Genomic DNA, 24,433 nt, shown 5'->3' with positions numbered 1-24,433 from the left:
GTTGCTTCATGGCTGGCTTTATGAAGAACGTGATGTCATACGTTGGTATGGCAGATGTGCCTGAAGACGATGATTATGCTGAATCTGATGTTCAAGAAACGTCATTCGATAATGATCGCTCGGTAACTCCTGCTGTGTCGCAACGTGGTAATGATTTGCGTGGTGGTTCTGCTCGTGCGAATGCTAGTCGTATGAGTCGTATTACTACAATTCATCCTAAGTCTTACGATGATGCGCAAATGGTTGGTCGTGCTTTGCGTGACGGTGTTCCAGTGGTTTTGAACCTTACTGGTGTAACTGAATCAGTTGCGTATCGTATTGTTGATTTTTCTGCTGGAGTTGTGTTTGGCGTTCGTGGCTCTATTGAGCGCGTAACTCCTAGAGTATTTTTGCTAAGCCCAGCACAAGTGAATATCAAAGTAGAGGACGCTCCGAACGGCAATACTGCGCGTGATTTGTTCTCCTAAAAATTGTATTTGCTAAAGAATTAATTAAGCAGCGTTTGTTTAACAACTTTCGCTGCTTTTTTATACTCTTTGGTAGCATAAAAGCGATGCGTTCGAGCATGACTAAATCATACGAATTTAAACTAAAGGCATGTAGCCCAAATAACGAAAGTAATCTAATGAGCAGTGAAAATGAAAACGAAAACACTATGCAAGCCAAGCAACGCACTGTATTGTCGTTTGTGCGTCGTTCTGGGCGCTTAGATGCGCGTTTACAGCACGCTCAGGAGCGTTATGCAAGTCAGTACCTATTAGACGTTACTGAAGCACCTGGCTCTTTTAGATTGCGCGAGAATTTGCGCATTATGCATGATTGGATTAAAGATAAGTGGGGCAATGATAATCCGCTTATTGTTGAAATCGGTTCCGGGCAAGGCGAAAACATTGTTGCTGCAGCCGAACGTTTGCCGGAAACTAACTTTTTGGCGCTTGAAGTTTATGATCCAGGCGTTGCTCACACAATGCTTTTAGCTGGAAAGCAAGGTTTAACTAATCTTCGTATTGCACAAATTAACGCTCCTGATTTCTTTGCTGCGTGCGACTGCGGAGTTTTAGAAGAAGTTTGGACATTCTTCCCGGATCCATGGCCTAAAATGCGCCACCATAAGCGTCGTATAGTACAACCAGAGCTTGCTTCTACAATTCACCATGCATTGCGCAAGGGGGGCGCTTGGCGCATTGCTACAGATATTGAGGACTATGCTTTGCACGTGCATGAGATTATGGATTCTCGCGAAGATTTCGCAAATATTGGCGAATTAAAAGTAAGTCTTCCAATTGAGCATGTAGGAAAAGGTACTGCCGATACTGCAGCAGCTCTTCCACATGCAGATTTTAACGAATCCGAACGCTTTGCTGGTCGCGTTCTTACGAATTTTGAGCGTAAAGGCTTAGAAGCTGGTCGCACGATTCACGACTTCACTTACCTAGCACAATAATGTTCTGCCGACATTGATTTTTCTGTTGATTAGTGAACACTAGCATTAGTGCTGCTGCCCACACCACACCAAGCACTCCTATCTACACACTCGCCCGAAGCTTAATTGCGTTACTTTAGTTGAACGGATATTCGTGTGGTAGAGATTTGAGATTTTTCGCACTGAGCGCGGCGAACGTCAGAGCCGCAGGCTGCTGATTCGCCAAGCGAAGAAGAAAAATCGAAAAATCTCTGCGATAGACACGGTTATTAACGATTAAACACGCAGAGTTTGGGGGATTTCTTTACGAGCAATAAAAGAGGACTGAGGAAGCAACATTCTTTTAAGAACAAAGCAGACAGTAAAGCCTTTAACAGCCAGAGCGACGAAGGACGGGAACTTGCGAGGAAAGAAATCTCCCAAAACTCGCGCAACGGTAAACACGAGCGGAGCGCTGTCCTCACGGCTAATTGCCGTTCGGCTGAGCTTGCACGGAAAGTCCACTGGACTTTCCGTCTGAGCAAGCTCACGCTCCGAATTGCTTTCGCGCGCGCTGTGCAGCGCTCAAGCATGTCGTCGCGCTAGTAATTCCCATTGCTCACATTTCGCCAAGGAAAAGAAACACACACGCAATTAAGCCGTACTTAACCTCAACACGCCGTGAGTTGCGCGACTCTTTTTTGAGTGTTAATATTATATGGTTTGGTTCGAAGCCCCCTTCGTCTAACGGTTAGGACACCAGACTTTCAATCTGACAACAAGAGTTCGACTCTCTTAGGGGGTACAAATTACAACGCCGCTGGGTTTTCAGCGGCGTTTTTCGTTTCTTGTATTTATGATTTTCGTATTTCTATTTTTGCCGCTTGCCTCTATTTTTCGTATTGTTGCGCAGCAATCAGTCTTTCATATTTTTTATAAATAGGTATAACTTCCGACAATGTATTAAATATCACAAAAGGTATGTTGTGCTTTTTAGAGATGATACACTTTCTCATTGGTGCTTCTGCCCGGGCTGTGTAGGTCAGGAAGTATTCAATTAAGTAATTTACAATGCGCAGCAGCTTAAAAAAGGATTTCCTATGAGCGATATTTTCAATACAAATGATAATGGATTAGAATCATCTAATTGTGTAACGGATAAAGTAGATAGTAATGCTGCTTCTAGTATTAATAGGGTTGTAAGCATGCGTTGGCGTGTTGCGGATATTGCGTTAGGTGCTGCTCTTGCTGCTGTTTTTGGCGTTATTTTGTATGGCTATGGCTTGGTGTTTATTCCTTTGATTCGTACTTTGAATTCAGCTGTTCTTCCTGGTTTTGCAAGCATAACGCATGGTGTTTGGTATTTGTCTGGAACTCTTGCAGTTTTGCTTATTCGTAAGCCAGGTTCTGCAGTGTATGTAAATGTTGTTGCAGCATTTGTACAGGTGCTTCTTGGAACTCCGTTTAATATGCGAGATACGCTTATTTCTGCACTTTTGCAGGGTGTGTTTGCTGAGATTCCGTTCTTAATTTTCCGTTTGCGAAAGTTTAATTTGACTTTAAGCATTGCATCTGGATTATTAGTAGCGTTTGAGTATGGAGTTTTCTTAACATTTACTAAGTATCAAGCTAAGGCTTCAAGTTATATTACTATTCATATGATTAATGAGCTTATTAGTGGATTGTTGCTTTCTGGAGTGCTTGTGTGGTTCGTGTATTTAGCTTTGCGCAAAACTGGTGCTCTTGATAACTTCTCATCTGGACGCTCTGACCGAGCTTGAAATCATCGGGATTTCAAGCTCCTTCAGAGCGTCGAGCTTGCTCAGGTTGAAAGCACGGTGTGCTTTCAACGCAAGCGAGGTCTGCCTTCGTCGTTATTGACGGAGGCAGGGCAGGTTAGTACGGCTGTGCTTTAGAAACTAGGTTGTGCTTTACACGCAAGCCAAAACCGTCGAAAACACCAAACCATTTGGTGAAATCGACAGAATACGAGACAAAAATGTCGAAAACACAAAACCATTTGGTGAAATAAACGAAACACAAGGAAAAACTGTCGAAAACACCAAATCAACCGATGTTTTCGACATTTTCTATTGACTGCAAACACGCGCGTAAAGTTTCTGCCGTTTCTTCGCTCGTAGCCGACTTTTCCTTTACACGCCTGTAAAATTTCTGCCGGCATTGCTCACGTAAGCGGCATAAACTGCGCGCGGCTGTAAAGTTTCTGTCTCCATTCCGTCATTTCGCGACTTTTACTTTACACCTCTGCACAGTTTCTGCCGGGATTGCGCGCGTAGGCGGCTTTTTCTTTACAAGCACGTAAAATTTCTGCCGTTTTTTGTTACTGGTGCAGATGGTCGACTGCGTTAGTAACGACCTGCTTGAGCGCTGCGATTTAACGCGCGAAAGCAACTCGGAGCGTCGAGCTTGCTTAGGTTGAAAGCACAGTGTGCTTTCAACGCAAGCGAGGTCTGCCTTCGTCGTTATTGACGGAGGCAGATTTTGGTTGGTGTGGTTTTGTGGTGGGTTTTGTTTTTGTTTGTTTGGGTTTTGACTGAGCTTGAAATCATCGGGATTTCAAGCTCAGTAATCCTAAGCAAGGTCAAAAATTCGACTCACTGAATTGCCTACGTTTATGGGTATGTGCTAATCTAGTCGTTGCTAACTTTGTTAGCGTGGGGCTTTAGCTCAGTCGGTTAGAGCAGCGGACTCATAATCCGTCGGTCCAGGGTTCAAGCCCCTGAGGCCCCACAAGATATTAATAATGCCACTTCATTATGGTTTATGAAGTGGCATTTTTGTATCTTATAATTTAAATTTTATTTTTTGTTTTATTTGTTATTTTCTACCATTGACAAGTAATCTGGTATTTGCTTTGGATACTTAGGCCATGCTCCTTCTTGAGTGCACACGAATGCTGCAGTATTAACAGCTGCACGATGCGCTTCTTGCAAGCTTTCTCCCTTAAGAATATGCGCTGCAAATGTTCCTGAGAACGAGTCTCCAGCACCAACAGTGTCAAGAACCTCAACGTGTGGCGTTGGGATAGTAGAGCTTTCTCCGGTATTTGTAGTAATCGTGCTAAAGGTAGAGCCGCCTGTAAGAATCACATAATCTAGTCCGTAACGAGCTTGGAACCACTTGCAAGCTTCCTCGTCTGAAGTGTCGCGAATATTGAACATATCGCGCAATAAGAATAGCTCCGAATCGTTAAGCTTAAATACTGTTGCTTCTTGAAGTAATGTGTCAATAAGATCCTTAGAGTAGTGATCGCTTCTAATGTTAATGTCGAAGAACTTCATTGCTCCAGGCTTAGTATGCTTTAACAATTGCAAAATTGTGTCGTGAGTTTCTTGAGAACGTAAGCTTAGAGTGCCAAAGCATACTGCATCTGCTCGTTCTACTAAATCAATGAGTTCTCGAGTGTAAAGAATATGATCCCATGCTATATTTCGCAGAATAGTGTACTCTGGTATTCCATTTTTTAGCGTTACTTCAACAGTGCTTGTTGGCCAAGCGTTGCGTTGAATAATTGAAGCGATGCCAGCTTTGTTCACTTTGTCAATCAACTCATCGCCGAGTTGGTCTTGACCAACAGCGCTAATCATGCAACTTTGCGCCCCGTGACACTGTGCATGATATGCAAAATTTGCTGGTGCTCCTCCAACACGTTTTCCATGTGGGAGCAAATCCCATAAAAGTTCGCCGAGTGAAAGAACAATTGGCTTAGTCATAATATTCCTTTCGCACGCGTCAGTGCAGCAAGTTTGTAGAGCTATACTTTTACTAAATATCTTCTCGCTTCTTTAAAAGCATTTTGATGCAAATTTTGCTTGTAAAAATGCTACATAAACAATTATGGTGCGCCCTTTCGATAAGTAACATGCGCAATGCGTGTTACGTTTCTATAGAGCGCACCATAAGTGCCATATTTCGTACGTTTAACTTAGCTTATGCTGGCGTACTATATTTATTATTATTCTTTTTTATTATATTTTTCTATTATTTTGATTTATTGTTTAATGCTGAAAAATATCACTTTTGTGAGCTTGTTCAGCCATCCATGCTTCTACGTCATCGATTTGCTTTGGAATGTCAATAGAAAGCCATTCTGGACCGTTTTCAGTCATTAGCACATCGTCTTCAATACGAATTCCAATTCCGCGCATTTCTTCAGGAAGCATCAAATCGTTAGATGCAAAGTATAATCCTGGCTCAATAGTGAATATCATTCCTGGAGTAATTTTTGCGCCCTGATAAGACTCGTAGCGTGCTTGTGCGCAATCGTGAACATCCAAACCAAGATGATGAGCAACACCGCAAGCGTGCCAACGACGATGCTGTTGACCTTCTGGCGAAAGTGATTCTTCAACGCTAACTTTCAAAATTCCCCATTCGTGCAAGTGTTCAGCTAGAACGCGCATGCAAGCATGGTGAATATCGGAGTAGGTTGCACCTGGCTTAGCTGCTTCAAAACCGGCTTGCTGAGCATCAAGAACACACTGGTAAAGCTTCTTTTGTAAGTCAGTGAATTTGCCATTCGTTGGGAAAGTGCGTGTAATGTCAGCAGTGTAGAGGCTGTTAACTTCAACGCCGGCATCAATAAGTAACAATTCTCCGCTGGAAACAACACCAGTGTTGCGCATCCAGTGCAAAATTGGCGCGTGCTTGCCGGAAGCAACAATCGTGTCGTATCCTACTTCGTTTCCTTCCTCGCGAGCAACAGAATTAAAAGCACCCTCAATCATGCGCTCGGAATGATCATGACCTAAAGCATTAGGCAAACGCGTAAGCATGCGGTCAAAACCAAGTTTTGTGGCTGCAATAGCTTTGCGCATTTCGCGAATTTCATAGTCGTCCTTAAGCATTCGTGCTTCTGCAGCGAATTCGTGCAATTTGTCGTCTGCGCAAGTGTTTGCATCTTCATCAGTAAATCCACTTGCCTCGCGCATTGTTTCAACTTTTGCAGTAAGCTCAGGATCGGTTTCTCGAACAATTCGCACGCGAATGCCTTCGCCATTAGCGTCGTCGCTTACGTTCTTTGCAATAGCGTCGTCAAGTTCTGCAATATCGCGCGTTTCAATGCCGGTCATTGCTTTAAGTTCTTTTAAGCCTGCACGAGGACCAACCCAATATTCTCCATAGTGAGGATCCCTGTAAAATGCTGAAGTGCTGTTATCTGCGCGTGGAGCTACAAAAAGTTCAGGCACATGCGTTTTTCCAGCCTTAGCTTCTTCGCTGTCTTTTTCAACCGGTTCCATAACAAGCACAGCACCAGCTTCGTAATCTTGACCTAAGCCAGTGTAGTAAGCAAAAGTAGTGTCTGGGCGGAAAGCATAATCGCAATCGTTATTACGCACCTTTGGCTGTCCTGCAGGAATAATTAAACGTTCGCCTGGGAAACGCTTAGAAAGAGCCTCTAAACGAGCTGGAATGTACTTGCTAGATTCAAGAGCCTTAACTTCTGGCTCCTGGTTATCCCAGCTATTCGTCATAAAATCTTTAAAAGAATCACTGTTTGGACGAAGTGAGCGGTTATTTACGCGATCTTCTGCCTTTTGCGTGCCGTCAGCTTTTAGCTCTTCGCCGTGCTCAGTTGGCGTATATTCTGCCATTATGAGACTCCTTAATTTTTGCTTGTTAATTTTTGCTTGCGCAAATTATACAAATAGTAAATAAACAGTCAATAAACTAACATAGTCTTATTTAGTGTTTTATGCGAGTTTTTTAGTGCAAAATAGCAAGATTTTATACGCAATTTACAAAACAATCGTATACGAGTATTAGTATTAGCTTTCTTATTAAGAATTATAGTTTATATTATAAATTGTTTAATGTGGCGCGAGTTTTGGGGCTGGTGTTTGGCTTGCGGGTCTCTGGAGTGACTGTGAGTGGTGGGTGTTACTTGTCTCGCAGCGCTCCGCTCTTATACCTTATTTGGACTTAAAGGTTGCGTAGTTAAGTTTAGTTTTTTTAGTTACTTTCTTTCAAAAATAGTATTCGTCAACGAGATTATTACTATCGTTCCGCTTTTATATTGCTCGACCAAGCAACACCCACCGCTCACTCGTAAATTCACCCACCATTGTTTTTTGGTGTGGTAGGAAGAGTGCCTGGAGTGGCACATGCAGTAGCACGGACGCTAGTGTTCGCTAATCAACAGGAATCAACGTCTGCGGAGCGCAACTGCAAAACTTTATAAACGTGCAAGTATTCAAGCAGTGCGAAAAATCTCAAATCTCTACCACACGAATATCCACACGACTGAATGACGAAGCAATTAATATGCAGAATAACCTATTATTTTTTTTTGTAAGTGTTGTTGGTATCAACTAATCTAGATAGTTGGAAAATGAGTAAGCGAGCGTAAAAATTAGGGGGAGTAGTTATGTCTATTGAAAATCCAAATCGCAATAATGAGCGAATTGTTGATATTGAACGCAATATTATGAGCCGAGCTCCAGAGCATAATAAAACCAATCTCGACTTGGATCGCATGCGTCTTATTCTCGATATTTTAGGTCATCCAGAGCAGTCTATGCGTGTTATTCACATAACTGGCACGAACGGCAAAGGTTCTACTGCTCGAATGGCTGAGTCGATTTGTCGAGCATACGGTTTGCGAACCGGATTATATACCTCTCCACATTTGGAGCGCGTAAACGAGCGCATTATGATTGACGGACAGGAAATTAGTGACGATCAGTTCGTCGATGTGTGGGATCAAATGAAAGACATTATCGACATGGTTGACGCTCGCATGGAGGCTGACGGTAAGCCAAAAATGAGCTTTTTTGAAGTGCTTACAGCCATGGCAATTTGGGCTTTTGCGGATGCTCCTGTTGATGTTGCTGTTATGGAAGTTGGCATGGGTGGCGAATGGGATGCTACCAATGTTATGAATGCTGATGCTGCAATTATTGGGCCGGTTGATATGGATCACATGCAATGGCTTGGAAACACTGTTGAAGAGATTGCTCGCACAAAGGCTGGCATTATTAAGCCAAATTGCACTGTTATTTTGGGTCCTCAGCCGCATGAAGCTAAGGTTTTGCCAATTATTAAGGAAGTTGCGGAGCGCAATCATGCTACATTATTGCGCGATTCTTCTTATGGTGACGGCGAGCTTGAAGTTGTGTCTCGTACTCCTGCAGTTGGCGGACAGGTTGTTACTTTGCGTACGCCTCTTGGCACTTATGAGGATGTTCCGGTTGACAAGTTTGGCAAGCATCAGGCTCATAATGCTTTGGCAGCTCTTGCTGCTGCAGAGGTTGTGCTGCCTGTAAATGGTGCTTTGGATGGCGATTTAGTTGCAGAGGCTTTAAGTCAGGTTAAGGTTCCTGGTCGTATTGAGCAGGTTCGTACTTCGCCTACGATCATTATTGACGGTGGGCATAATGTGAATGCTGCTGAGTCTCTTCGCGAAACTATTGAAGAAAACTATCATTTTGAGCAGCTTATTGGCGTTGTAGCAATGATGGCAGATAAGCAAGTTGAAGAATACTTGGGTGTTCTTGAGCCTATTTTGACGAAGATTATTGTTACGCGTAATTCTTGGCGCGACCGTGTAATGGATCCGGAAGAACTCGAAAAGATTGCTGTAGGCGTATTTGGCGAGGACCGCGTAATTCGTGTCGACGAGTTGCCGGATGCTATTCAAACTGCTGTTGATTTAGTTGATGAAGACGATGAGCTTGGTGTGGGCTATGGTCACGGAGTGCTTATTTGCGGTAGTTTCGTCACTGCAGGAGACGCGCGCACAATGCTTCTTGAGCACGTGAATCCGGATTTAAAAAAGCCGAAGGATCAGCGCGTAGCAATCCACCCAAATATTGACGAGTCCTGAAAATTAAGCAATCTTTTGCTACTTAATTCGCAAAGATTTAGCTTTTTCTACAGTATTTTTTACGAGTACTGCTTGAGCGTCAACTAACGGTATTTGCGGAAGAGGGAAAGCTTCATTAAGCACGCTTAATTCTGTGCAACCCAAAATAAGTGCGTCGCAACGGCATGCTCCTGCAGGGTCGAGCATGTCGCTTAAAACGGACTCGTAACGGCGCAAATTAAGATCGCCTGTGCCTTTTACATCATCATAAATAAGTGATGTAATGCGTTTTTGCAAATCGTCGTCTGGTGCTACGAATGTGTATCCTGCTTCTTCTATAGCGCGCTGATACACTCCAGCTTTACGCGACCCTGCAGTACCTAAGAATCCAATACGGTTACATTTAGACTTTGGGTAACGTTTAGAAACTTCAGCTACAGCACCACGCGGCATATGCATAATTGGCACGTCGGTAAGTGCTTGGAACTTATCGTAAAAGTAATGAGCAGTATTGCACGTGAGCACAATAAATGAAGCACCCATCGCAGTTGCTTTAGCTATGTCGTCTGCAAGAGTAGGGAATGGGCTTTCGGATGATTCGCCAACAATATATGCTGTTCTATCTGGCACAGAAGCATCATTGAACACCACATAATCTAAAAACTCTTGATCGTTATGCGCATGCGTTTCTTTGTTAAGTAAACGAATATAGCTTTCTGTTGCAAGTGTGCCCATGCCGCCAAGTACAGCAAAAAACGGACGTTTCATTGTCTCATATTCCCTTCAAAGTTACGTAATAATTTTCACGCTTTGTTGCGGAAAAATTCTGCGTAACGTCTTGTGTAGATTGAAAACATATGACGAATCATCAACCAGCGTAGCAGATTCATATCTTTTTTATATTCTAGCGTAGTGCCCCAATCGCCGCGACGAATCATATTAAGACCGCGCTTCTTTTCATCGCCTTCTGCTACATAATTGCAAAATATCGATCGCGGAATCTCCATCCACAGCTTTTCTCCATGGCCGAACACAGTATTTCCATCAAAAGGCTTATGGTCAATTAAATCTTCAACAAAATATTTAGCAATATTAAATCCGTTTAAAGTGACGAAATAGCTTGAACGTCCTTGACGTAAATTGATTTCAAAAAGCTTATACTTTCCGTCTCTCTCATCGTATTTCATATCAAAATTAGCTACGCCAACATAACGTATATCTTCCAAAAATGCTTTAATATTTTGGAAAACTTCCTCATTGTAGTCTGGAATAATAGCTGCATAATTTCCGATTGCTTCTGGAGTTGGATCCTCCAGCAGAGGGTGTCCTAGAAACATCATGCGCACATGATGGTCGCTATCAACGTAAGCATTTAGCACACGCATGCGGCTGTCGTCTCCAGGAATAAAGTCTTGCAAAATCATTTCGTCATCGTAGCCAGCTTTGTACGAGCGTTGAATAAGAGTATCAAGTTCTTGCGGAGTATTGATAATAAAAGCTTTTTTGCGTCCCTCAAAATCAATATCAAGCCATTTAGTGCTATTCGCTGGTTTCATAGCAATAGGGAAGCTGAATGGCAAATCTTCATAAGCGTGCGCCGCTACTTCTTGAGCGTTTACAACTTTAGTTTTTGGATGAGGAAGATTGTATTTTTCACAAGTTTTATAGAATGAGCTTTTAAGGCTAAGCTGGCGATTGAGCGAATTTGGCAATGTGTGGAAAGCAAAATATTCGTGCAATTCATCACCACATTGGCTTAGAAGGTTCGCATATACGTCGCCGCAAGGAATAAGCAGAAGCTTGGTATTAGGATGCTCTTGATGCCATGATTTAGCAAAATTAAGCATTGTATTGCGGAATGTAGGAAGTTCTCCAAAGCCTGGAACAATTCTCACATCTACAATTTTGCTAAATTTCGTAGGTGAAAGTTGGAAGTGCGCAAAAGCAATTGAAGTAATGCCATATTCTTCATGGAATGCTCGAGCCATGCCGTATGCGTTTATATCGCTACCGAGTAACACAGGTTGAAATCGTTGATTCTTCATTTGTATCTTCTTCATTTGTTTTAGTTTGTTATTTAGTTTGTCTTAGTTTGTTAGCTAGGTTGTTATTTAGTTTATGTAGTAATTGCGTTTATTTTATTCGTATATTTTCGTACTTTCGCATAAGCGTATTACAGACCAAAAAGACGCTTTATTACGAATGAATCACCCTCATACGGCACATGCTTTCGTTTGTTTTTAATCCAACGTTCATCGCCCTTACCAATAGCAAGAAGAATGTTTAATCTTCCATTTTTTTGTTCGCTACTTGCTGCATCGTTGTAAGCATATTCTATTGCTTCAGCTCTGTCGATAATAATGCGTGAAGAAACATTCGTGTTCGTAACATAACTTTGCATATCCTCGCAAATATGCATTACGTCTTCAGTATCAGTATCTTCAGTAGTGAAAATAAACTGTTCTATGCGGTTTTGCGCTGCTTCAACAATCTCTTTACGGCGGTCGACAGCTTTATCTCCTGTGGAACCAGTTATTAGCGTAATTCGAGGATTAAATTTGCCGTAGCGTTCTTCTACAAAGTCAAGAACTGATTTTGTAGAAATGTAGTTATGAGCATAGTCGACAACTGCAATCATGTTTGAGTGCGTGTCTTTGAAAACTTCCATGCGTCCAGAAATTTTCACGTTCTCAATAGCATGTAGTGCGTGTAAATCAGTATCCTGATTAATTCCCAATTCTCCTGCAATAGCGATCGCAGCTAAAGCATTTTCGTAGTTAAAATCTCCTGCAATAGACAATGCGAATTCGTCAATAGGGCAGTAGTGCACGTCTTCTTCGTAGTCGCTATCTTCGTAGTCGCTATCTTCGTAGTCGTCGTCTTCGCTTGAGTCTCGCATAGCGATGCAATGTGATTCACTATTTTCTACTGGCATTGCAATGTAGTCAGGAGTAAGTAATTCCGTGTAATCGTTATCGTTCGCAGGAGCGCAATAATTTATGCGATCGTCGTCAAGATCGTCGAAATTGTCATTTTCGCAAGCATCGCCTTCTATTTCATCTTTTTTAATGCGCGCAAAAGTTGTTACGAGCACATTGTTGCGTTCTGCATCTTGTAAAAGAAGATCTGCGTGATCTGTATCAGAATTTAGTACTAAACGCTTAGTATTTGCAATAATTTGTCGTTTGCAATACAAGTAATCTTCAAAAGTTGGGTGCTCAATAGGACTAATGTGGTCTGGGCTAATGTTTAAGAATGCTGCAACATCGAATTTAAGACCGTATACGCGATTCACCTTATAAGCTTGCGAAGAAACTTCCATAACAAGATACTTCATGCCGTTATCTACAGCTTCGCGCATCATTTTGAAAGCATCAAAACTTTCAGGAGTAGTTAAATTAGATTCAACGTAATTTTTTCCGTCTACGCAATTATCTACTGAAGAAAACAGTGCTGCTTTACCGTGCGAATGGGAGTTTAGAATAGCGTGAGTAAAGTAGGCTGTAGTTGTTTTGCCTTTAGTTCCAGTAATTCCAACAATAGTGAGTTTTTCTTGTGGATTTCCAAAGAATGCTGCTGCAAGCACGCTCATTGCTTTTTTAGCATCCGTAACAATTAAACCAACAGCTTTTGTGTATTGCGCGTAGCTTTGTTCAGCAACATATGCAGCAAGTCCTTTGTTGTCTGCATCTAAAAGATATTCCGACTTAAAATTGCCTTTAATAAACAGAAGTGTTCCAGGTTTAATATCGCGAGTATCGTAAGTTGCGTTAGTAAAGCACTCATCTGCATCAATATTTGGGAAATAATACGGATTTAAAGACCATATTTCATTACGAGAGTGAGTAGAGTCTACAGTTTTTTCTTTAGTATTAGCACTATTAGCACTATTAGTATCTTCTGCTCTACAATATTGAATCATTTCGCGCAACAAACCATAGTGCTGCAAAATTTCACTTGCGCTTGCTAATGACAACGTGTTATGCATGATCATAATTTACTTCTTTTCACCAAATGTTTTATAGCCATGTTCCAGTAATAGGCTCACGTCCGTGAGATTGCAGCCATTGATTGAAGCTATCTCGCCAATTAATATAAGCTTCGCGCTGCCAATCCATCATAGTGTTCAGCCTCATGCAACTTACTGACTCATATAGTTTGCTCATTGGAGCAATCAAATCAAGAGCTGCAACTGTGTCTGCTGTAGCATCGTGGAAATCTCCGATTGGTTCAACTCCGTAAAATTGAGATGTAATAGTGAGAGTACGCTTGCCGGATCTTCTAGAAACAGCTCTATCGATAACAAGAGGGTCAACAGTAAGAATGTCATTAGCGTTTAGTGCATGTACTGAACAAGTTGCGCGTTCTTCTAGCGCAGTAAGATGCCAACGCTTCAAGTCGTGACGTAACATTGAAATATCAAATGGAGCGTTATAAGCAAGTAGTGGAATATTCTTAGCTTGAGCCATGCTTACTGCGCGCGCAAGGAATTCAAGTTCTTCTTCAGGCTCTCCGCCGTGTTCTTTGAGGTATTCGTCTGTGAAACCATTTACTTCGCTTGCCTTAGGATTCATAGGCTTATGAGGGTTAATTAACCAAGTGGATACCACATCTCCAGCGTGAGCTAGTTCAGGATTGCGTAATACTAGAGTTGCAGAAACAATGGCATCTTTACCAATATTTGCACCTGTAGTTTCAGTGTCGAAACCAAGTAACCATGATTCAGCAAGTAATGTATTCTCATCTTGCTTAGGTGCTAAATCTAAAGCATTTAACAATTCTTGAATATGAGTTGGCATAGTCACAATACTACCGCAATGTCACGCAATGTCACACTATGCCGCGCTGCGTTATTGTGCTGCGATGTGTTATCATCTCGCGTTGCGCTACACTATGCAACACGATAAATCAGTAGCTATATGTGCAAAGTAAAAGTATTATTGACTATATGAGTGAGCAAATCGAGAAGACAAATGTTATGTGCTCTAAAAGCGTAAGAGCTAAAAAACAAAGTGCAAAAAATTGTAATGCTCGCTTATTTAGTGATCGTTTAGTAGATACTAAGCAAAGTTCTGCAATAGAAAGTCGACGCAAAAGATTTGAACAACTTGTATCTACTTGCGTTGATCCTTTATACACTCAAGCTATGCGTCTTACGCAAAATGCGCAGGATGCGCAAGATTTAGTGCAAGATACTTTTGAGCGCGCTCTTAAATCTTTTGAAACTTTTCAGCCTGGAACAAATTTTGCTGCCTGGATTAACAGGATTGAACGAAATTTGTATTTTAATCAGTACGCGAAAGCGAAACGAAGCCCTAAACGTGCTAACGATGAAACTGGTGACTACAATGATTGGGATATTTATGAAGCTTCTAATCATTGCGCAAAAGGAATGCTTTCTGCTGAACAAGAATATTTAGAAGGGTTTGCTCCACAAGAGATTATTGCGGCGCTTAGTAAGTTGCCGCCTGAGCGCAGAAAAGTTTTTATTGAAGTTGCTATTCGAGGTAAATCTTATAAGCAAATTGCGCAAGAAGAAGGCGTAAAAATAGGAACCGTTATGAGCAGACTTAACCGCGCTCGCATGCAACTTAAACGTGAGCTTTCTGATTATTCTGATTATTCTTGTGAATAAAAGTATGCTAAAACGAAAAAGCCCACGATTTACGTGGGCTTTACAGTATGTATAAGCGAATTTATAGCTTAAGCATTTGGCCTTTTGCCATGATTCGCTGCTTTTTTACGACGCGCCTTGCGCTTGCGGCCACGCATACCCATAATGCACTCCTTAACGATTAATGAACAACCTTAGGGATTATCGCACGTTGCCAAGACGTTATATTTGCTAACGTACTAATCTCGTGCGAGTAATCACTTTTTGGTAGCAATATTTGCAGTAATAAAGCTTATGTTGCTTATGCTGCTATATCAGCTACAGTTGCGTTTAATAATGTTACGATATCTTGAGGATTAAGAACTACGTCCAATCCTCGTTTTCCTCCAGAAACAAGAATCTCATCAAATTGCATTACGCTACTATCTAGTACTGTTTCATGATGAGTTTTTTGTCCGAATGGTGAAATTCCGCCAACTACGTAGCCGCTTTCTCGTTGCGCAACTTCTGGGCTTGTCATACTTGCTTTCTTTGCGTGTACGGCTCCTGCAATTGCTTTCATATTGAGACGTCCGTTTACTGGAACAATTCCAACTACTCGCTTTTCACCAGTGTCAACCATAAGAGTTTTGCAAACTTGAGCTGCGCTTACGCCTAGCTTCTCAGCAGCCTCAATTCCGTAGCCGTCGTCCATGTGATCAGCGTCATGCTCGTATTGTGCTATGCGGAAGGTGATGCCTGCGTTTTCGAGTTGCGCAATAGCAGGAGTTGCTTTTCCGGTTTCTGCATGTTTTTTACTCATTTTGTTACCGTGCCTTATACTCAACTATCAAATTGTGTTACATGATATGCTATACCGACTGTTGACTTAATGTATATTAAACATATTGTTGCGCGAGTTTTGGGGCTGGCGTTTGGCTGGCGTGTTTCTGAAGTGGCTGTGTGAGATAGGAATTGCTTTTAGCTGTGGCGCGAGTTTTGGGGGATTTCTTTCCTCGCGCGTCCCGTCCTTCGTGCGCTCTGGCTGCTAAAAGTGCTTATTGCGTTCGCTTTTCTTTAAAGAATGTAGCTTCTCAGTCCTCTTTTAGCGCTCGTAAAGAAATCCCCCAAACTCTGCGTGCTTAATCGTTAATAACCGTGTCTATCGCAGAGATTTTTCGATTTTTCTTCTTCGCTTGGCGAATCAGCAGCCTGCGGCTCTGACGTTCGCCGCGCTCAGTGCGAAAAATCTCAAATCTCTACCTTACTGGTATTCGTACCTCTCAAGCAACACCCACCCCTCACACGTTAATTCACTCACAATTGTTTCTGGTGTGGTGGGAAGAGTGTCTGGAGTGGCGCATGCAGTAGCACGGATGTTAGTGTTCGCTAATCAACGGGAATCAGTGCCTGTGCAGAGCACAATTGCAAAACTTCATGAACGTGCAAGATTCAATCAGTGCGAAAAATCTCAAATCTCACCACACTAATATCCATGCGACTGAATGATTACGAAATTAATATTGAAAATAAATAATATAATAAACCCATTGTGGAGCTTAGAAAGCAGCACAAGGGGTTTATATATTAAATATTCGCACAATCAGCTATTGCTGATCGATGCTTAGCGAAATCACTCGGAGATTTCAGCGAAGTAAAGAAGGGTGCGAATCATGTTGGAGGTGAAGCCGTACTCGTTGTCGTAGAAGGTAACGGTACGAGCCAAAGTTACACCGTCAACAGTGTTCACATCGGTCTGAGTTGGATCGAAAACGCCACCGTGGGTGTCGCCGATGATATCAGAAGACACGATGCTGTCTGCATTGTAACCGAAGTACTCGCAGTTTTCGAAAGCCTTCTTGAAAGCGTCGTTAATTTCTTCAGTGGTTGCTGGCTTCTCAAGAACAGTAGTCAACTCGGTAACAGAGCCGTCTGGAACCTGAATACGCTGTGCGTGACCCTGGAGCTTGCCGTTAACTTCTGGAACAACCTTGCCGATTGCCTTAGCAGCGCCGGTGGAGTGCTCAATGGTGTTGCAAGCTGCGGAACGGTTGTTGCGTGGCTTGGAGCCGCGTGGGCCGTCGAGAATCATCTGAGTGCCGGTGTAGGCGTGAATTGTGGTCATGAAGCCGGACTTGATTCCCCAGTTGTCTTGAAGCAACTTCACCATTGCAGCCATGGAGTTGGTGGTGCAAGAGCCAGCGGAAACAATGTTGTCAGAAGCCTTCAAGATTTCGTGGTTAACGCCGAACACAACTGTTGGAGTGGTTTCGTCCTTAGCAGGAGCAGAAATAAGAACCTTCTTAGCGCCTGCGTTCAAGTGAGCCTGGGACTTTTCTGCAGAAGTGTAGAAACCGGTGCATTCGAGAACGAATTCAACGCCATCGTTCTTAACCCATGGAATGTTATTTGCGTCTTTTTCGGCGTAAACCTTATAAGTCTTGCCATCTACAACGATTGCGTCTTCGGTGGAGGTTACCTCAACTGGGGTGCCGTCATCGTGGCGGAATGTGCCGTGGGTGCTGTCATACTTGAGCAAGTAGGCGAGCATCGAAGGGGTGGTCAGATCGTTGATGGCTGCGACTTCGATGTCACCTGCTTGACCGCCGCGAGCCTGAAGCTCAAAAATACGACGGAATGCGAGACGACCGATACGACCGAAACCATTAATACCAATCTTGACTGTCATGTGGTTCTCCCTTGAGTGAGACCTCGTGCGCAACGTTTAAGCCGCGCTATTTTCGCGATGAAAACTCACGCATTTAGGTCATCGTTATTTGAATTAACGGTGTTCATTTTAGTGTGCGGTATGTACGAAGAGTTGTAATATAGCTCACTTTTATTGCAATTGTGCATTGTGAGAACAGTGAGCGTTAACATGCTGTGTTTTATGAGTGTTTTTGTGAATTTTTTGATAGTTTCCAGTTGCGTTTTTGCATAACATTTTACGAATCAATATTGTTCAATTGAACAACGCATGTAATTTTAAAAAGAAAAAAGCTGACGAGTTTTTTAAAGTAAAAGATTCTCGTCAGCCATTTGTGCAAACTAAAGTTTTCGCCTATTCGTTATACGTCATTGCTTCAGCAGCTGCAGTAGTCGAATATGTTGGAGTAGTCTCGCTTTCAAGAGGAACTGCTAATGCTTCCGATATAGAAGTATCAACTTCGCCTAAATCTCCGATTGGTCTTTTAAACCAGCTCACCTGTGGCAATGGAGTGTTAATAGGGAAGGTTACAATAAGTGTTCCTTCATGAACGTCAATATGAGCTGGCGTATCATTTAATAATTCATTACTTAAACCTTGTACAGCATCTCCATGCATGGTTGCGTGTTTAAGCTGATACTTTAATCCAACTTCATTTACATCATTAGAAACTGGAGTATGAGAAAAAACGGAAACTATGCGCAAATCATCTCCAGATGATGCTGGAAAATCAAGAGATCCGTCATGTATTGCTGTAACAATTTGACCGTCGCCGTACAAGAATCCAATTCCACCGCGACGAGCTAAACGAACCATAAGTTGAATATTAGAAATAGTATGGTCAACTCGACCACCTAATCCGCCAAAAATATGAAATTCTCGAGAGCCTTTAGCCCAACCGACTTTTAACGCAGAAAGTAAGTCCGGATCATCTTTTTCTGCAGGCAATCTAGTAATAACTGCATCAGTAGGGAGTTTTAATCGAACAGAGTCAAAATCGCCGATGAGTGCATCCACATGCAAACCTAATTTACATGCATGATCCCAGCCTCCATCAGCTGCAATTGTTAAAGCGCGATCTGGCACATGTTCACGCGTATGATCGTAATAATCTCCTGCTGCTAATACTACGCAGCGTTGCAAAGGTTCCATAGCAACATAATAACGCTGCATTTGTACTGATGGCATACATTTATAACAAGAGTTTATAAGCGTAGCGTCAACCAACATTTGACTATGTTTTATGCCATTTTTTGGATTTGATATTAGCGTATTTGATTGCTTTTATTTCGGCAAATACAGGAATTTTTAGACTAATACTCGCTTAACATAAAGTGCTTGGTGTAATATTGCATGGCAAGTTAGATTTTCCAAGTTATTATGGATTTTCGTTAATTATTTGCTAGTAGACTAACGTAATGCTGTGTTGTATATTCTACGAGGAGAAATAAATGTGCGGAATTGCAGGGTTCATTAATGACACCCCAATTAACGTCAAAAGCCAAATTGTAAAAGATATGACAGATGTGATTGCGCATCGTGGTCCTGACGAGTATGGAACTATGATTGACGAACACGCAGCACTCGGTTTTCGTCGACTTAGCATTATAGATCTTCACGGTGGATCCCAACCTATGTACAACGAGGATGGGAATCTTGCAGTTACTTTCAATGGCGAGATTTATAACTACAAGCCACTTCGCGAAGAACTTATTAAAGCTGGTCACACTTTCCACACTGATTGCGACACAGAAGTATTAGTGCACGGCTACGAAGAGTGGGGTAAAGGCTTACTTAATCGTTTACGCGGAATGTTTGCATTCGTTATTTGGAACAAAAGTACTCAAGAATTGTTCGGCGCTCGCGACCATTTCGGTATTAAGCCTTTTTATTATGCGCAAATGAACGGTACTTTTATGTACGGATCCGAAATTAAATCTTTACTGCGCCATCCAGATTTTAAGAAGGAACTTAACGAAAATGCGCTTAAGCCGTTTATGACATTCCAATATCCTGCAATTAACGAAACTTTCTTCAAAGGCGTTTTTAAGCTGCGTGAAGGTAATTGCTTTACGTATAAGAATGGCGAAATGAAGATTGAGCAATATTACGATCCTAATTTCAAAGAAACAAAGCAACGCTTGAATGAATTAGTTGATTCTATCGATAAAACAGTTTGTGATTCTGTTCAAGCTCACCAAATTGCAGATGTTGAAGTTGGTTCGTTCCTTTCTTCTGGAGTTGATTCAAGTTATGTTGCCGCTGTTGCGCGCCCTGAACACACATATTCTATTGGTTTTGCTGGTGGAAGATACAATGAATCCAAACAAGCAAGCGAATTGGCAAAAATTATTGGCTTAAACAATAAATCTGAAATTATTGACGCTGCTGACGCATTCCGTTATTTCCCACAAATTCAGTGGTATTTGGACGAACCTGATTCTAACTTCTCTTGCGTCCCATTATTCTTCCTTGCAAAATTAGCTTCGCAAGATTTACGCGTTGTGCTAAGCGGTGAGGGAGCAGATGAATTATTTGCAGGATACATTGATTATGGTGTTCACACGCGTTCTAAACTTATTAAAGTTGTGACTCGCATGCTTGCAAAGTTGCCAAAAAAGTTGCGTTACGCGATTGGTCGAGCTGCAAAGGGTAAGCATTTCCACGGAGCTTGGCATTTGTACGCTAATTTGGCTCCAGCTGAGGAGCATTTTATCGGTCAGTCAAAGGTTTTCAATGAGGAAGATGCTGTAAAACTTTTGAAGCCTGAGTATCGCAAAGGTCCTAGCGTTCGCAGCATTGTCGATGCTATTTACAATAGAATTGCTGGTAAGGGACTTTCTGAAGTGAAGAAAAAGCAATATCTTGATATGCATCAATGGATGCCAGGAGATATTTTGCTTAAGGCAGATAAAATGACGATGGCTCATTCTTTGGAGCTTCGCGTGCCTTTGCTTGATCGCGTGCTCATGGATGTTGCAGAAAAAGTTCCTACTAAATACTTAATTACTGACGAAAATACGAAGTTTGCTTTCCGACAAGCTGCGTCCCGTCATTTGCCAAAAGCTTGGTATGACAGAGAAAAGCTCGGTTTCCCTGTGCCAGTTAAGGATTGGTTGCGCGAGGAACGTTTTTATAAGATTGTGCGTAAGACGTTTGAAAGTGACGACGCTGCTAAATTCTTCGATAGAGATGCTTTACTTCGTATGATTGACGATAATTATGCAAAGAAAAATGACGATCGTCGTAAGATTTGGACAGTTTACACATTCCTGACTTGGTATGATGTGTACTTTAATCATGATGGATTGAAGCCTGAGCCAATGCAGTTAGCGTAGAAATAGAATAGTTCTAGCTTTGATTTGTGGCAGTCAAAACACGTTTCGTGTGTTGGCTGCCTTTTTGTCAAGGCTTCTAGTAGAATAGACATTCGGCTTGAGTAATCAAGAAAGTGGGATGTCCCCACCTGGAAGCCTACTGTGGTTTCGGGTTCATGACTTCGGTCACGCAAGTTGGCTTTTTGTGCTGCTTGCTGCGCTGTTTATAGCGTTTTATTGATATGAAGTAGTGAATCCTAATCTCTTGGACTTCTTGGTGTATTGCATCTTACAAGTATTTAGAAGGATTGGAGTCATCATTAGCGACGAACCACGCATTAACGAGGAAATTCGAGTCCCTCAGGTGCGCCTTATTGGTCCAAAGGGCGAGCAAGTGGGAGTTATCGCAACCTCTGTCGCGTTAAACCTTGCAAGGGAAGCTAACCTCGATCTTGTCGAAGTTGCACCTACTGCTAAGCCTCCAGTAGCCAAGCTTATTGACTACGGTAAGTACAAGTACAACGAAAAGATTAAGGCTCGTGAAGCACGTCGTAATCAAACCGTCGCAGAGGTTAAGGAAATTCGTTTCCGCCTTAAGATCGACGATCACGATTTCGATGTGAAGAAAGGTCATGTGCTTCGTTTCTTGAACGGCGGAGACAAGGTAAAAGTAACTATTATGTTGCGTGGCCGTGAGCAATCTCGTCCGGTTGGTGGCGTTGAATTGTTGCGCCGACTTGCAGATGAGGTCTCTGAAAGTGGCACAGTAGAGTTTGCGCCAAAGCAAGAAGGTCGAAATATTATTATGACTCTTGCTCCAAAAGGCAAGAAAATTCATACACAGTCTGAGCAGCGTCGTCGCGGCGCTGAATCTCGCGCTGAGCGTCAAGCTCGTCAGGCTGCTCGTCTTGCAGCTAAGCAAGAGGTTCAGTCACAAGCTGCAGCTGCAGTAAATGCTATGCAATCCGATCAACATCACAAGGAGGGCAGCAATGCCGAAGATGAAAACTAATTCCGCAGCGTCCAAGCGCGTTCGTCTTACCGGTACCGGTAAGGTGATGCACGATGGTAGCGCCATGCGCCACAACTTGGAGCACAAGTCGGCTCGTAAGCGTCGTGCTCTTTCTGAAGATAAAGTATTGGCTACTGCGCAGAGCAAGAAGCTTAAGGGCTTGCTCGTTAAGTAAGTAACAAGTAAGAATTGCTTGTAAACGAATACGCAATCGAAAATTTTTAAGAAAGCTGAGGAATACTTATGGCACGAGTAAAGCGCGCAGTAAACGCTCACAAGAAGCGTCGCGTTGTTCTTGAGAGGGCTTCTGGCTACCGCGGTCAGCGCTCCCGTCTTTATCGCAAGGCAAAGGAACAGCTGCTCCACTCATTTACTTATAACTTCCGCGACCGCAAGGCTCGCAAGGGTGATTTCCGCAAGTTGTGGATTCAGCGCATTAACGCAGCAGTTCGCGCTGAAGGCATCACTTACAATCGCTTCATTCAGGGCTTGCACTTGGCAGGCATCGAATTGGATCGTCGCGCTCTTGCTGAGCTCGCAGTTTCCGATATTGAAGCTTTCAAGGCTGTTGTTGAAGCTGCTAAGGCTGCATTGCCAGCTGATGTAAACGCTCCAGTTGAAGCCTGATTTTGCTTTAATAGAGTTCTATTTTAAGCCCACCAATTTAGGTGGGCTTTTTCTTTTAAATCAACAAATTTACTTATTAGCTATAATTATTTTTATGCGCTCAAATCTTGATTCTGACAATAAGAAAAATAATATTCCTAAAGAGTTTGCACTTTATATTCAACGCTTTATTGCGCATATTGATATTGAGCGTGGTCTTTCTAAAAAAACAGTATCTGCGTACGCTTCAGATTTGCAAGATTACACATGCTGGCTTTACGACGAACGAAAAATAAAAGATATTACTACTATTTCTCAATTAGATATTGAATCATACATTCGAACTTTGAATGAATTAGGGTTGGGGACTAGAACAGTTGCGCGTCGACTTGCGAGTATTCACGAATGGCATCGCTTTATGCTTGCTCATGGCGACATACAAGCTGACGTTTCAGCGCAAGTAAAAGCTCCAAAACAAGCCGAGTATTTGCCGGATGTTTTAAGTATTGAAGAAGTAAATAGAGTTATTGAAGCTGCAGGGAATTTTGGAAGTTCCGATGCTATTTCGATTAGAGATACTGCGCTTCTCGAGTTTTTATACGCTACTGGAGCGCGAATTTCGGAAGCAGTTGGCGTAAAATTCGAAGATATTGATTTAAACGAGTCTGTTGTAAAACTTACTGGTAAAGGCTCTAAGCAGCGTTTAGTTCCGATTGGTGGGTGTGCTATTCGTGCTCTTCGTAACTATATGGAGAAATCTCGCCCAGAATTAGCGTTAAAGGGTAAGCGTGAATTGCACACAATCTTCTTAAATAAGAGAGGTAATGCACTTTCTCGCCAATCAGCATGGGGAATAGTAACGCAAGCTGGCGAGCGCGCAAAACTTGACAAACCATTGCATCCGCATACGCTACGGCATTCTCTTGCAACGCATCTTATTGCAGGTGGTGCTGATGTGCGCACAGTTCAAGAGTTGCTTGGACATGCTTCAGTTACAACAACTCAAATTTATACGCATATTAGTCCCGACGCATTAGTTGAAGCTTACGTAATGAGCCATCCTCGAGCTAAATAATTTTATGTTCAGAGTTTCGTGAGTATACCTGTTGATAGAGTGGGGAACATGCCTACTGATTTACTTGGACGCGAATACGAAACTTTTCATGCGCCAGAGCCGTTAACTTCACACGGTCCTGCTCGCATTATTGCAATGTGCAACCAGAAAGGTGGAGTTGGTAAAACTACAAGCTCCATTAATATTGCTGGCGCACTAAGTCAGTATGGTCGTCGCGTTTTGATTGTTGATTTCGATCCGCAAGGTGCAGCAACAGTTGGACTTGGAATTAACGCAAATGCGCTTGATAATACAGTTTATACGGCATTATTTGATTCGTCTGTAGACGTTCACGACGTAATTCGTCATACTGAAACAGAAAATATTGATATTATTCCTGCAAATATTGATTTATCTGCAGCTGAAGTTCAGTTAGTAACTGAAGTAGGACGAGAGCAAATATTAGCAGGCGTATTGCGCAAAGTGCGCGACGAATACGATGTTATTATAGTCGATTGTCAGCCTTCTCTCGGCTTGCTTACTGTAAATGCGTTAACAGCAGCTGATGGCGTGATTATTCCACTTGCTGCAGAATTCTTTGCTCTTCGAGGCGTGGCTCTTCTTATGCAATCAATTGAGAAGGTACAATCTCGTATTAATCCAAATCTTAAAGTATTTGGCGTTTTGGTTACTATGTATACACGCACTTTGCATAGCGAAGAAGTCTTACAGCGCATTTACGAAGCTTTCCAAGATAAAGTTTTGCATTCCGTGATTTCGCGTTCTATTAAGCTGCCAGATTCTACAGTTGCTGCAGTTCCTATCACTATTTTTGCTCCTGAACACAAGACTGCAAAAGAGTACCGCGAAGTTGCGCGTGAGCTTATTGCTAAAGGTGTTGTTGCTTAAGTTCTTGT

21 protein-coding genes and 2 tRNA genes are annotated in these 24,433 nt (G+C 42.3%); 13 read left to right on the top strand and 10 right to left on the bottom strand.

The features are described from left to right. The first annotated feature begins 8 nt into the window (after window positions 1–8). The 5 genes from HXT34_RS04010 (at window position 9) to HXT34_RS03990 (ending at window position 4,153) form a co-directional block, all read left to right on the top strand. Window positions 9–467, top strand: coding sequence for a cell division protein SepF (locus HXT34_RS04010; protein ID WP_415683412.1), 459 nt, complete (start codon window positions 9–11; stop codon window positions 465–467). Window positions 468–625: 158 nt separating this feature from the next. Next, window positions 626–1,444, top strand: coding sequence for a tRNA (guanosine(46)-N7)-methyltransferase TrmB (gene trmB, locus HXT34_RS04005; protein WP_415687720.1), 819 nt, complete (start codon window positions 626–628; stop codon window positions 1,442–1,444). A 691-nt stretch (window positions 1,445–2,135) separates the two neighbouring features. Further along, window positions 2,136–2,207, top strand: a tRNA-Glu gene (locus tag HXT34_RS04000). Between the two features lie 295 nt (window positions 2,208–2,502). Next, window positions 2,503–3,183, top strand: a complete 681-nt coding sequence (locus tag HXT34_RS03995) for an ECF transporter S component (RefSeq protein WP_415689299.1) — start codon at window positions 2,503–2,505, stop codon at window positions 3,181–3,183. Window positions 3,184–4,079: 896 nt separating this feature from the next. Continuing rightward, a tRNA-Ile gene (locus tag HXT34_RS03990) sits at window positions 4,080–4,153 on the top strand. Window positions 4,154–4,233: 80 nt separating this feature from the next. On the opposite strand, the gene HXT34_RS03985 is transcribed toward HXT34_RS03990, so the two are convergent. Both HXT34_RS03985 and HXT34_RS03980 read right to left on the bottom strand, forming a co-directional pair. Beyond that, window positions 4,234–5,136, bottom strand: coding sequence for a carbohydrate kinase family protein (locus tag HXT34_RS03985; protein WP_415683415.1), 903 nt, complete (start codon window positions 5,134–5,136; stop codon window positions 4,234–4,236). A 285-nt stretch (window positions 5,137–5,421) separates the two neighbouring features. Further along, complete coding sequence (locus HXT34_RS03980) at window positions 5,422–7,017, bottom strand: aminopeptidase P family protein (protein ID WP_421784470.1); 1,596 nt, start codon at window positions 7,015–7,017, stop codon at window positions 5,422–5,424. A 773-nt stretch (window positions 7,018–7,790) separates the two neighbouring features. Between HXT34_RS03980 and HXT34_RS03975 the strand changes: the two genes are divergently transcribed. Continuing rightward, entirely contained in the window at window positions 7,791–9,248 is a 1,458-nt protein-coding gene (locus HXT34_RS03975) for a bifunctional folylpolyglutamate synthase/dihydrofolate synthase (protein WP_421784468.1), read from the top strand. 18 nt (window positions 9,249–9,266) lie between these two features. Here the strand turns inward: HXT34_RS03975 and HXT34_RS03970 are convergent, their stop codons facing one another. From HXT34_RS03970 to HXT34_RS03955, 4 genes are all read right to left on the bottom strand, one after another. Beyond that, entirely contained in the window at window positions 9,267–9,995 is a 729-nt protein-coding gene (locus HXT34_RS03970) for an aspartate/glutamate racemase family protein (RefSeq protein ID WP_421784466.1), read from the bottom strand. 35 nt (window positions 9,996–10,030) lie between these two features. Beyond that, complete coding sequence (locus tag HXT34_RS03965) at window positions 10,031–11,272, bottom strand: carboxylate--amine ligase (protein WP_421784464.1); 1,242 nt, start codon at window positions 11,270–11,272, stop codon at window positions 10,031–10,033. A 128-nt stretch (window positions 11,273–11,400) separates the two neighbouring features. After that, entirely contained in the window at window positions 11,401–13,221 is a 1,821-nt protein-coding gene (locus tag HXT34_RS03960; RefSeq protein ID WP_421784462.1) for a UDP-N-acetylmuramoyl-L-alanyl-D-glutamate--2,6-diaminopimelate ligase, read from the bottom strand. Window positions 13,222–13,246: 25 nt separating this feature from the next. Then, window positions 13,247–14,026 carry an exonuclease domain-containing protein gene (locus tag HXT34_RS03955; protein WP_415689310.1) on the bottom strand — a complete coding sequence of 260 codons (780 nt, stop codon included), beginning with the start codon at window positions 14,024–14,026 and terminating at the stop codon, window positions 13,247–13,249. 149 nt (window positions 14,027–14,175) lie between these two features. Here HXT34_RS03955 and HXT34_RS03950 point away from each other — a divergent pair, with 149 nt between their 5' ends. Continuing rightward, a complete protein-coding gene (locus HXT34_RS03950) occupies window positions 14,176–14,862 on the top strand; it encodes a sigma-70 family RNA polymerase sigma factor (protein WP_421784460.1) in 687 nt (228 codons plus the stop codon). A 68-nt stretch (window positions 14,863–14,930) separates the two neighbouring features. Here HXT34_RS03950 and HXT34_RS03945 read toward each other — a convergent pair whose 3' ends face one another. The 4 genes from HXT34_RS03945 to HXT34_RS03930 form a co-directional block, all read right to left on the bottom strand. Continuing rightward, a complete protein-coding gene (locus HXT34_RS03945; RefSeq protein ID WP_369803150.1) occupies window positions 14,931–15,005 on the bottom strand; it encodes a 50S ribosomal protein bL37 in 75 nt (24 codons plus the stop codon). Between the two features lie 137 nt (window positions 15,006–15,142). Then, entirely contained in the window at window positions 15,143–15,643 is a 501-nt protein-coding gene (gene ybaK, locus HXT34_RS03940) for a Cys-tRNA(Pro) deacylase (protein ID WP_004105119.1), read from the bottom strand. A gap of 810 nt (window positions 15,644–16,453) precedes the next feature. Beyond that, window positions 16,454–17,509, bottom strand: coding sequence for a type I glyceraldehyde-3-phosphate dehydrogenase (gene gap / locus HXT34_RS03935; RefSeq protein WP_004573912.1), 1,056 nt, complete (start codon window positions 17,507–17,509; stop codon window positions 16,454–16,456). A gap of 372 nt (window positions 17,510–17,881) precedes the next feature. Then, window positions 17,882–18,679, bottom strand: coding sequence for a thiamine diphosphokinase (locus tag HXT34_RS03930; RefSeq protein WP_119527361.1), 798 nt, complete (start codon window positions 18,677–18,679; stop codon window positions 17,882–17,884). A 299-nt stretch (window positions 18,680–18,978) separates the two neighbouring features. Between HXT34_RS03930 and asnB the strand changes: the two genes are divergently transcribed. The 6 genes from asnB to HXT34_RS03900 all read left to right on the top strand — a co-directional run bounded on the left by asnB (window position 18,979) and on the right by HXT34_RS03900 (window position 24,425). Continuing rightward, window positions 18,979–20,865: an asparagine synthase (glutamine-hydrolyzing) gene (gene asnB / locus HXT34_RS03925; protein WP_004105112.1), complete on the top strand. Its 1,887-nt coding sequence runs from the start codon at window positions 18,979–18,981 to the stop codon at window positions 20,863–20,865. A 229-nt stretch (window positions 20,866–21,094) separates the two neighbouring features. After that, window positions 21,095–21,856, top strand: a complete 762-nt coding sequence (gene infC / locus HXT34_RS03920) for a translation initiation factor IF-3 (protein WP_415689314.1) — start codon at window positions 21,095–21,097, stop codon at window positions 21,854–21,856. Further along, window positions 21,837–22,031: a 50S ribosomal protein L35 gene (gene rpmI / locus HXT34_RS03915; protein ID WP_004128670.1), complete on the top strand. Its 195-nt coding sequence runs from the start codon at window positions 21,837–21,839 to the stop codon at window positions 22,029–22,031. Before infC ends, rpmI begins: the two co-directional genes overlap by 20 nt. A gap of 68 nt (window positions 22,032–22,099) precedes the next feature. After that, the gene (gene rplT, locus HXT34_RS03910) at window positions 22,100–22,483 is read left to right on the top strand and encodes a 50S ribosomal protein L20 (RefSeq protein WP_004105106.1); all 384 of its coding nucleotides are present in this window, start codon (window positions 22,100–22,102) and stop codon (window positions 22,481–22,483) included. 94 nt (window positions 22,484–22,577) lie between these two features. Beyond that, window positions 22,578–23,537: a site-specific tyrosine recombinase XerD gene (gene xerD / locus HXT34_RS03905; RefSeq protein ID WP_421784458.1), complete on the top strand. Its 960-nt coding sequence runs from the start codon at window positions 22,578–22,580 to the stop codon at window positions 23,535–23,537. Between the two features lie 48 nt (window positions 23,538–23,585). After that, window positions 23,586–24,425 (top strand): ParA family protein, encoded by an 840-nt coding sequence (locus HXT34_RS03900; RefSeq protein WP_004105096.1) that lies wholly within the window; start codon window positions 23,586–23,588, stop codon window positions 24,423–24,425. The last annotated feature ends 8 nt before the right edge of the window (window positions 24,426–24,433 follow it).

The organism is Gardnerella sp. DNF00983 (genome assembly GCF_049244265.1).
GTDB classification, from domain to species: domain Bacteria; phylum Actinomycetota; class Actinomycetes; order Actinomycetales; family Bifidobacteriaceae; genus Bifidobacterium; species Bifidobacterium vaginale_J.
Note: the sequence above shows the minus strand (reverse complement) of the source record. Positions and strands in the feature narration are given on the sequence as shown.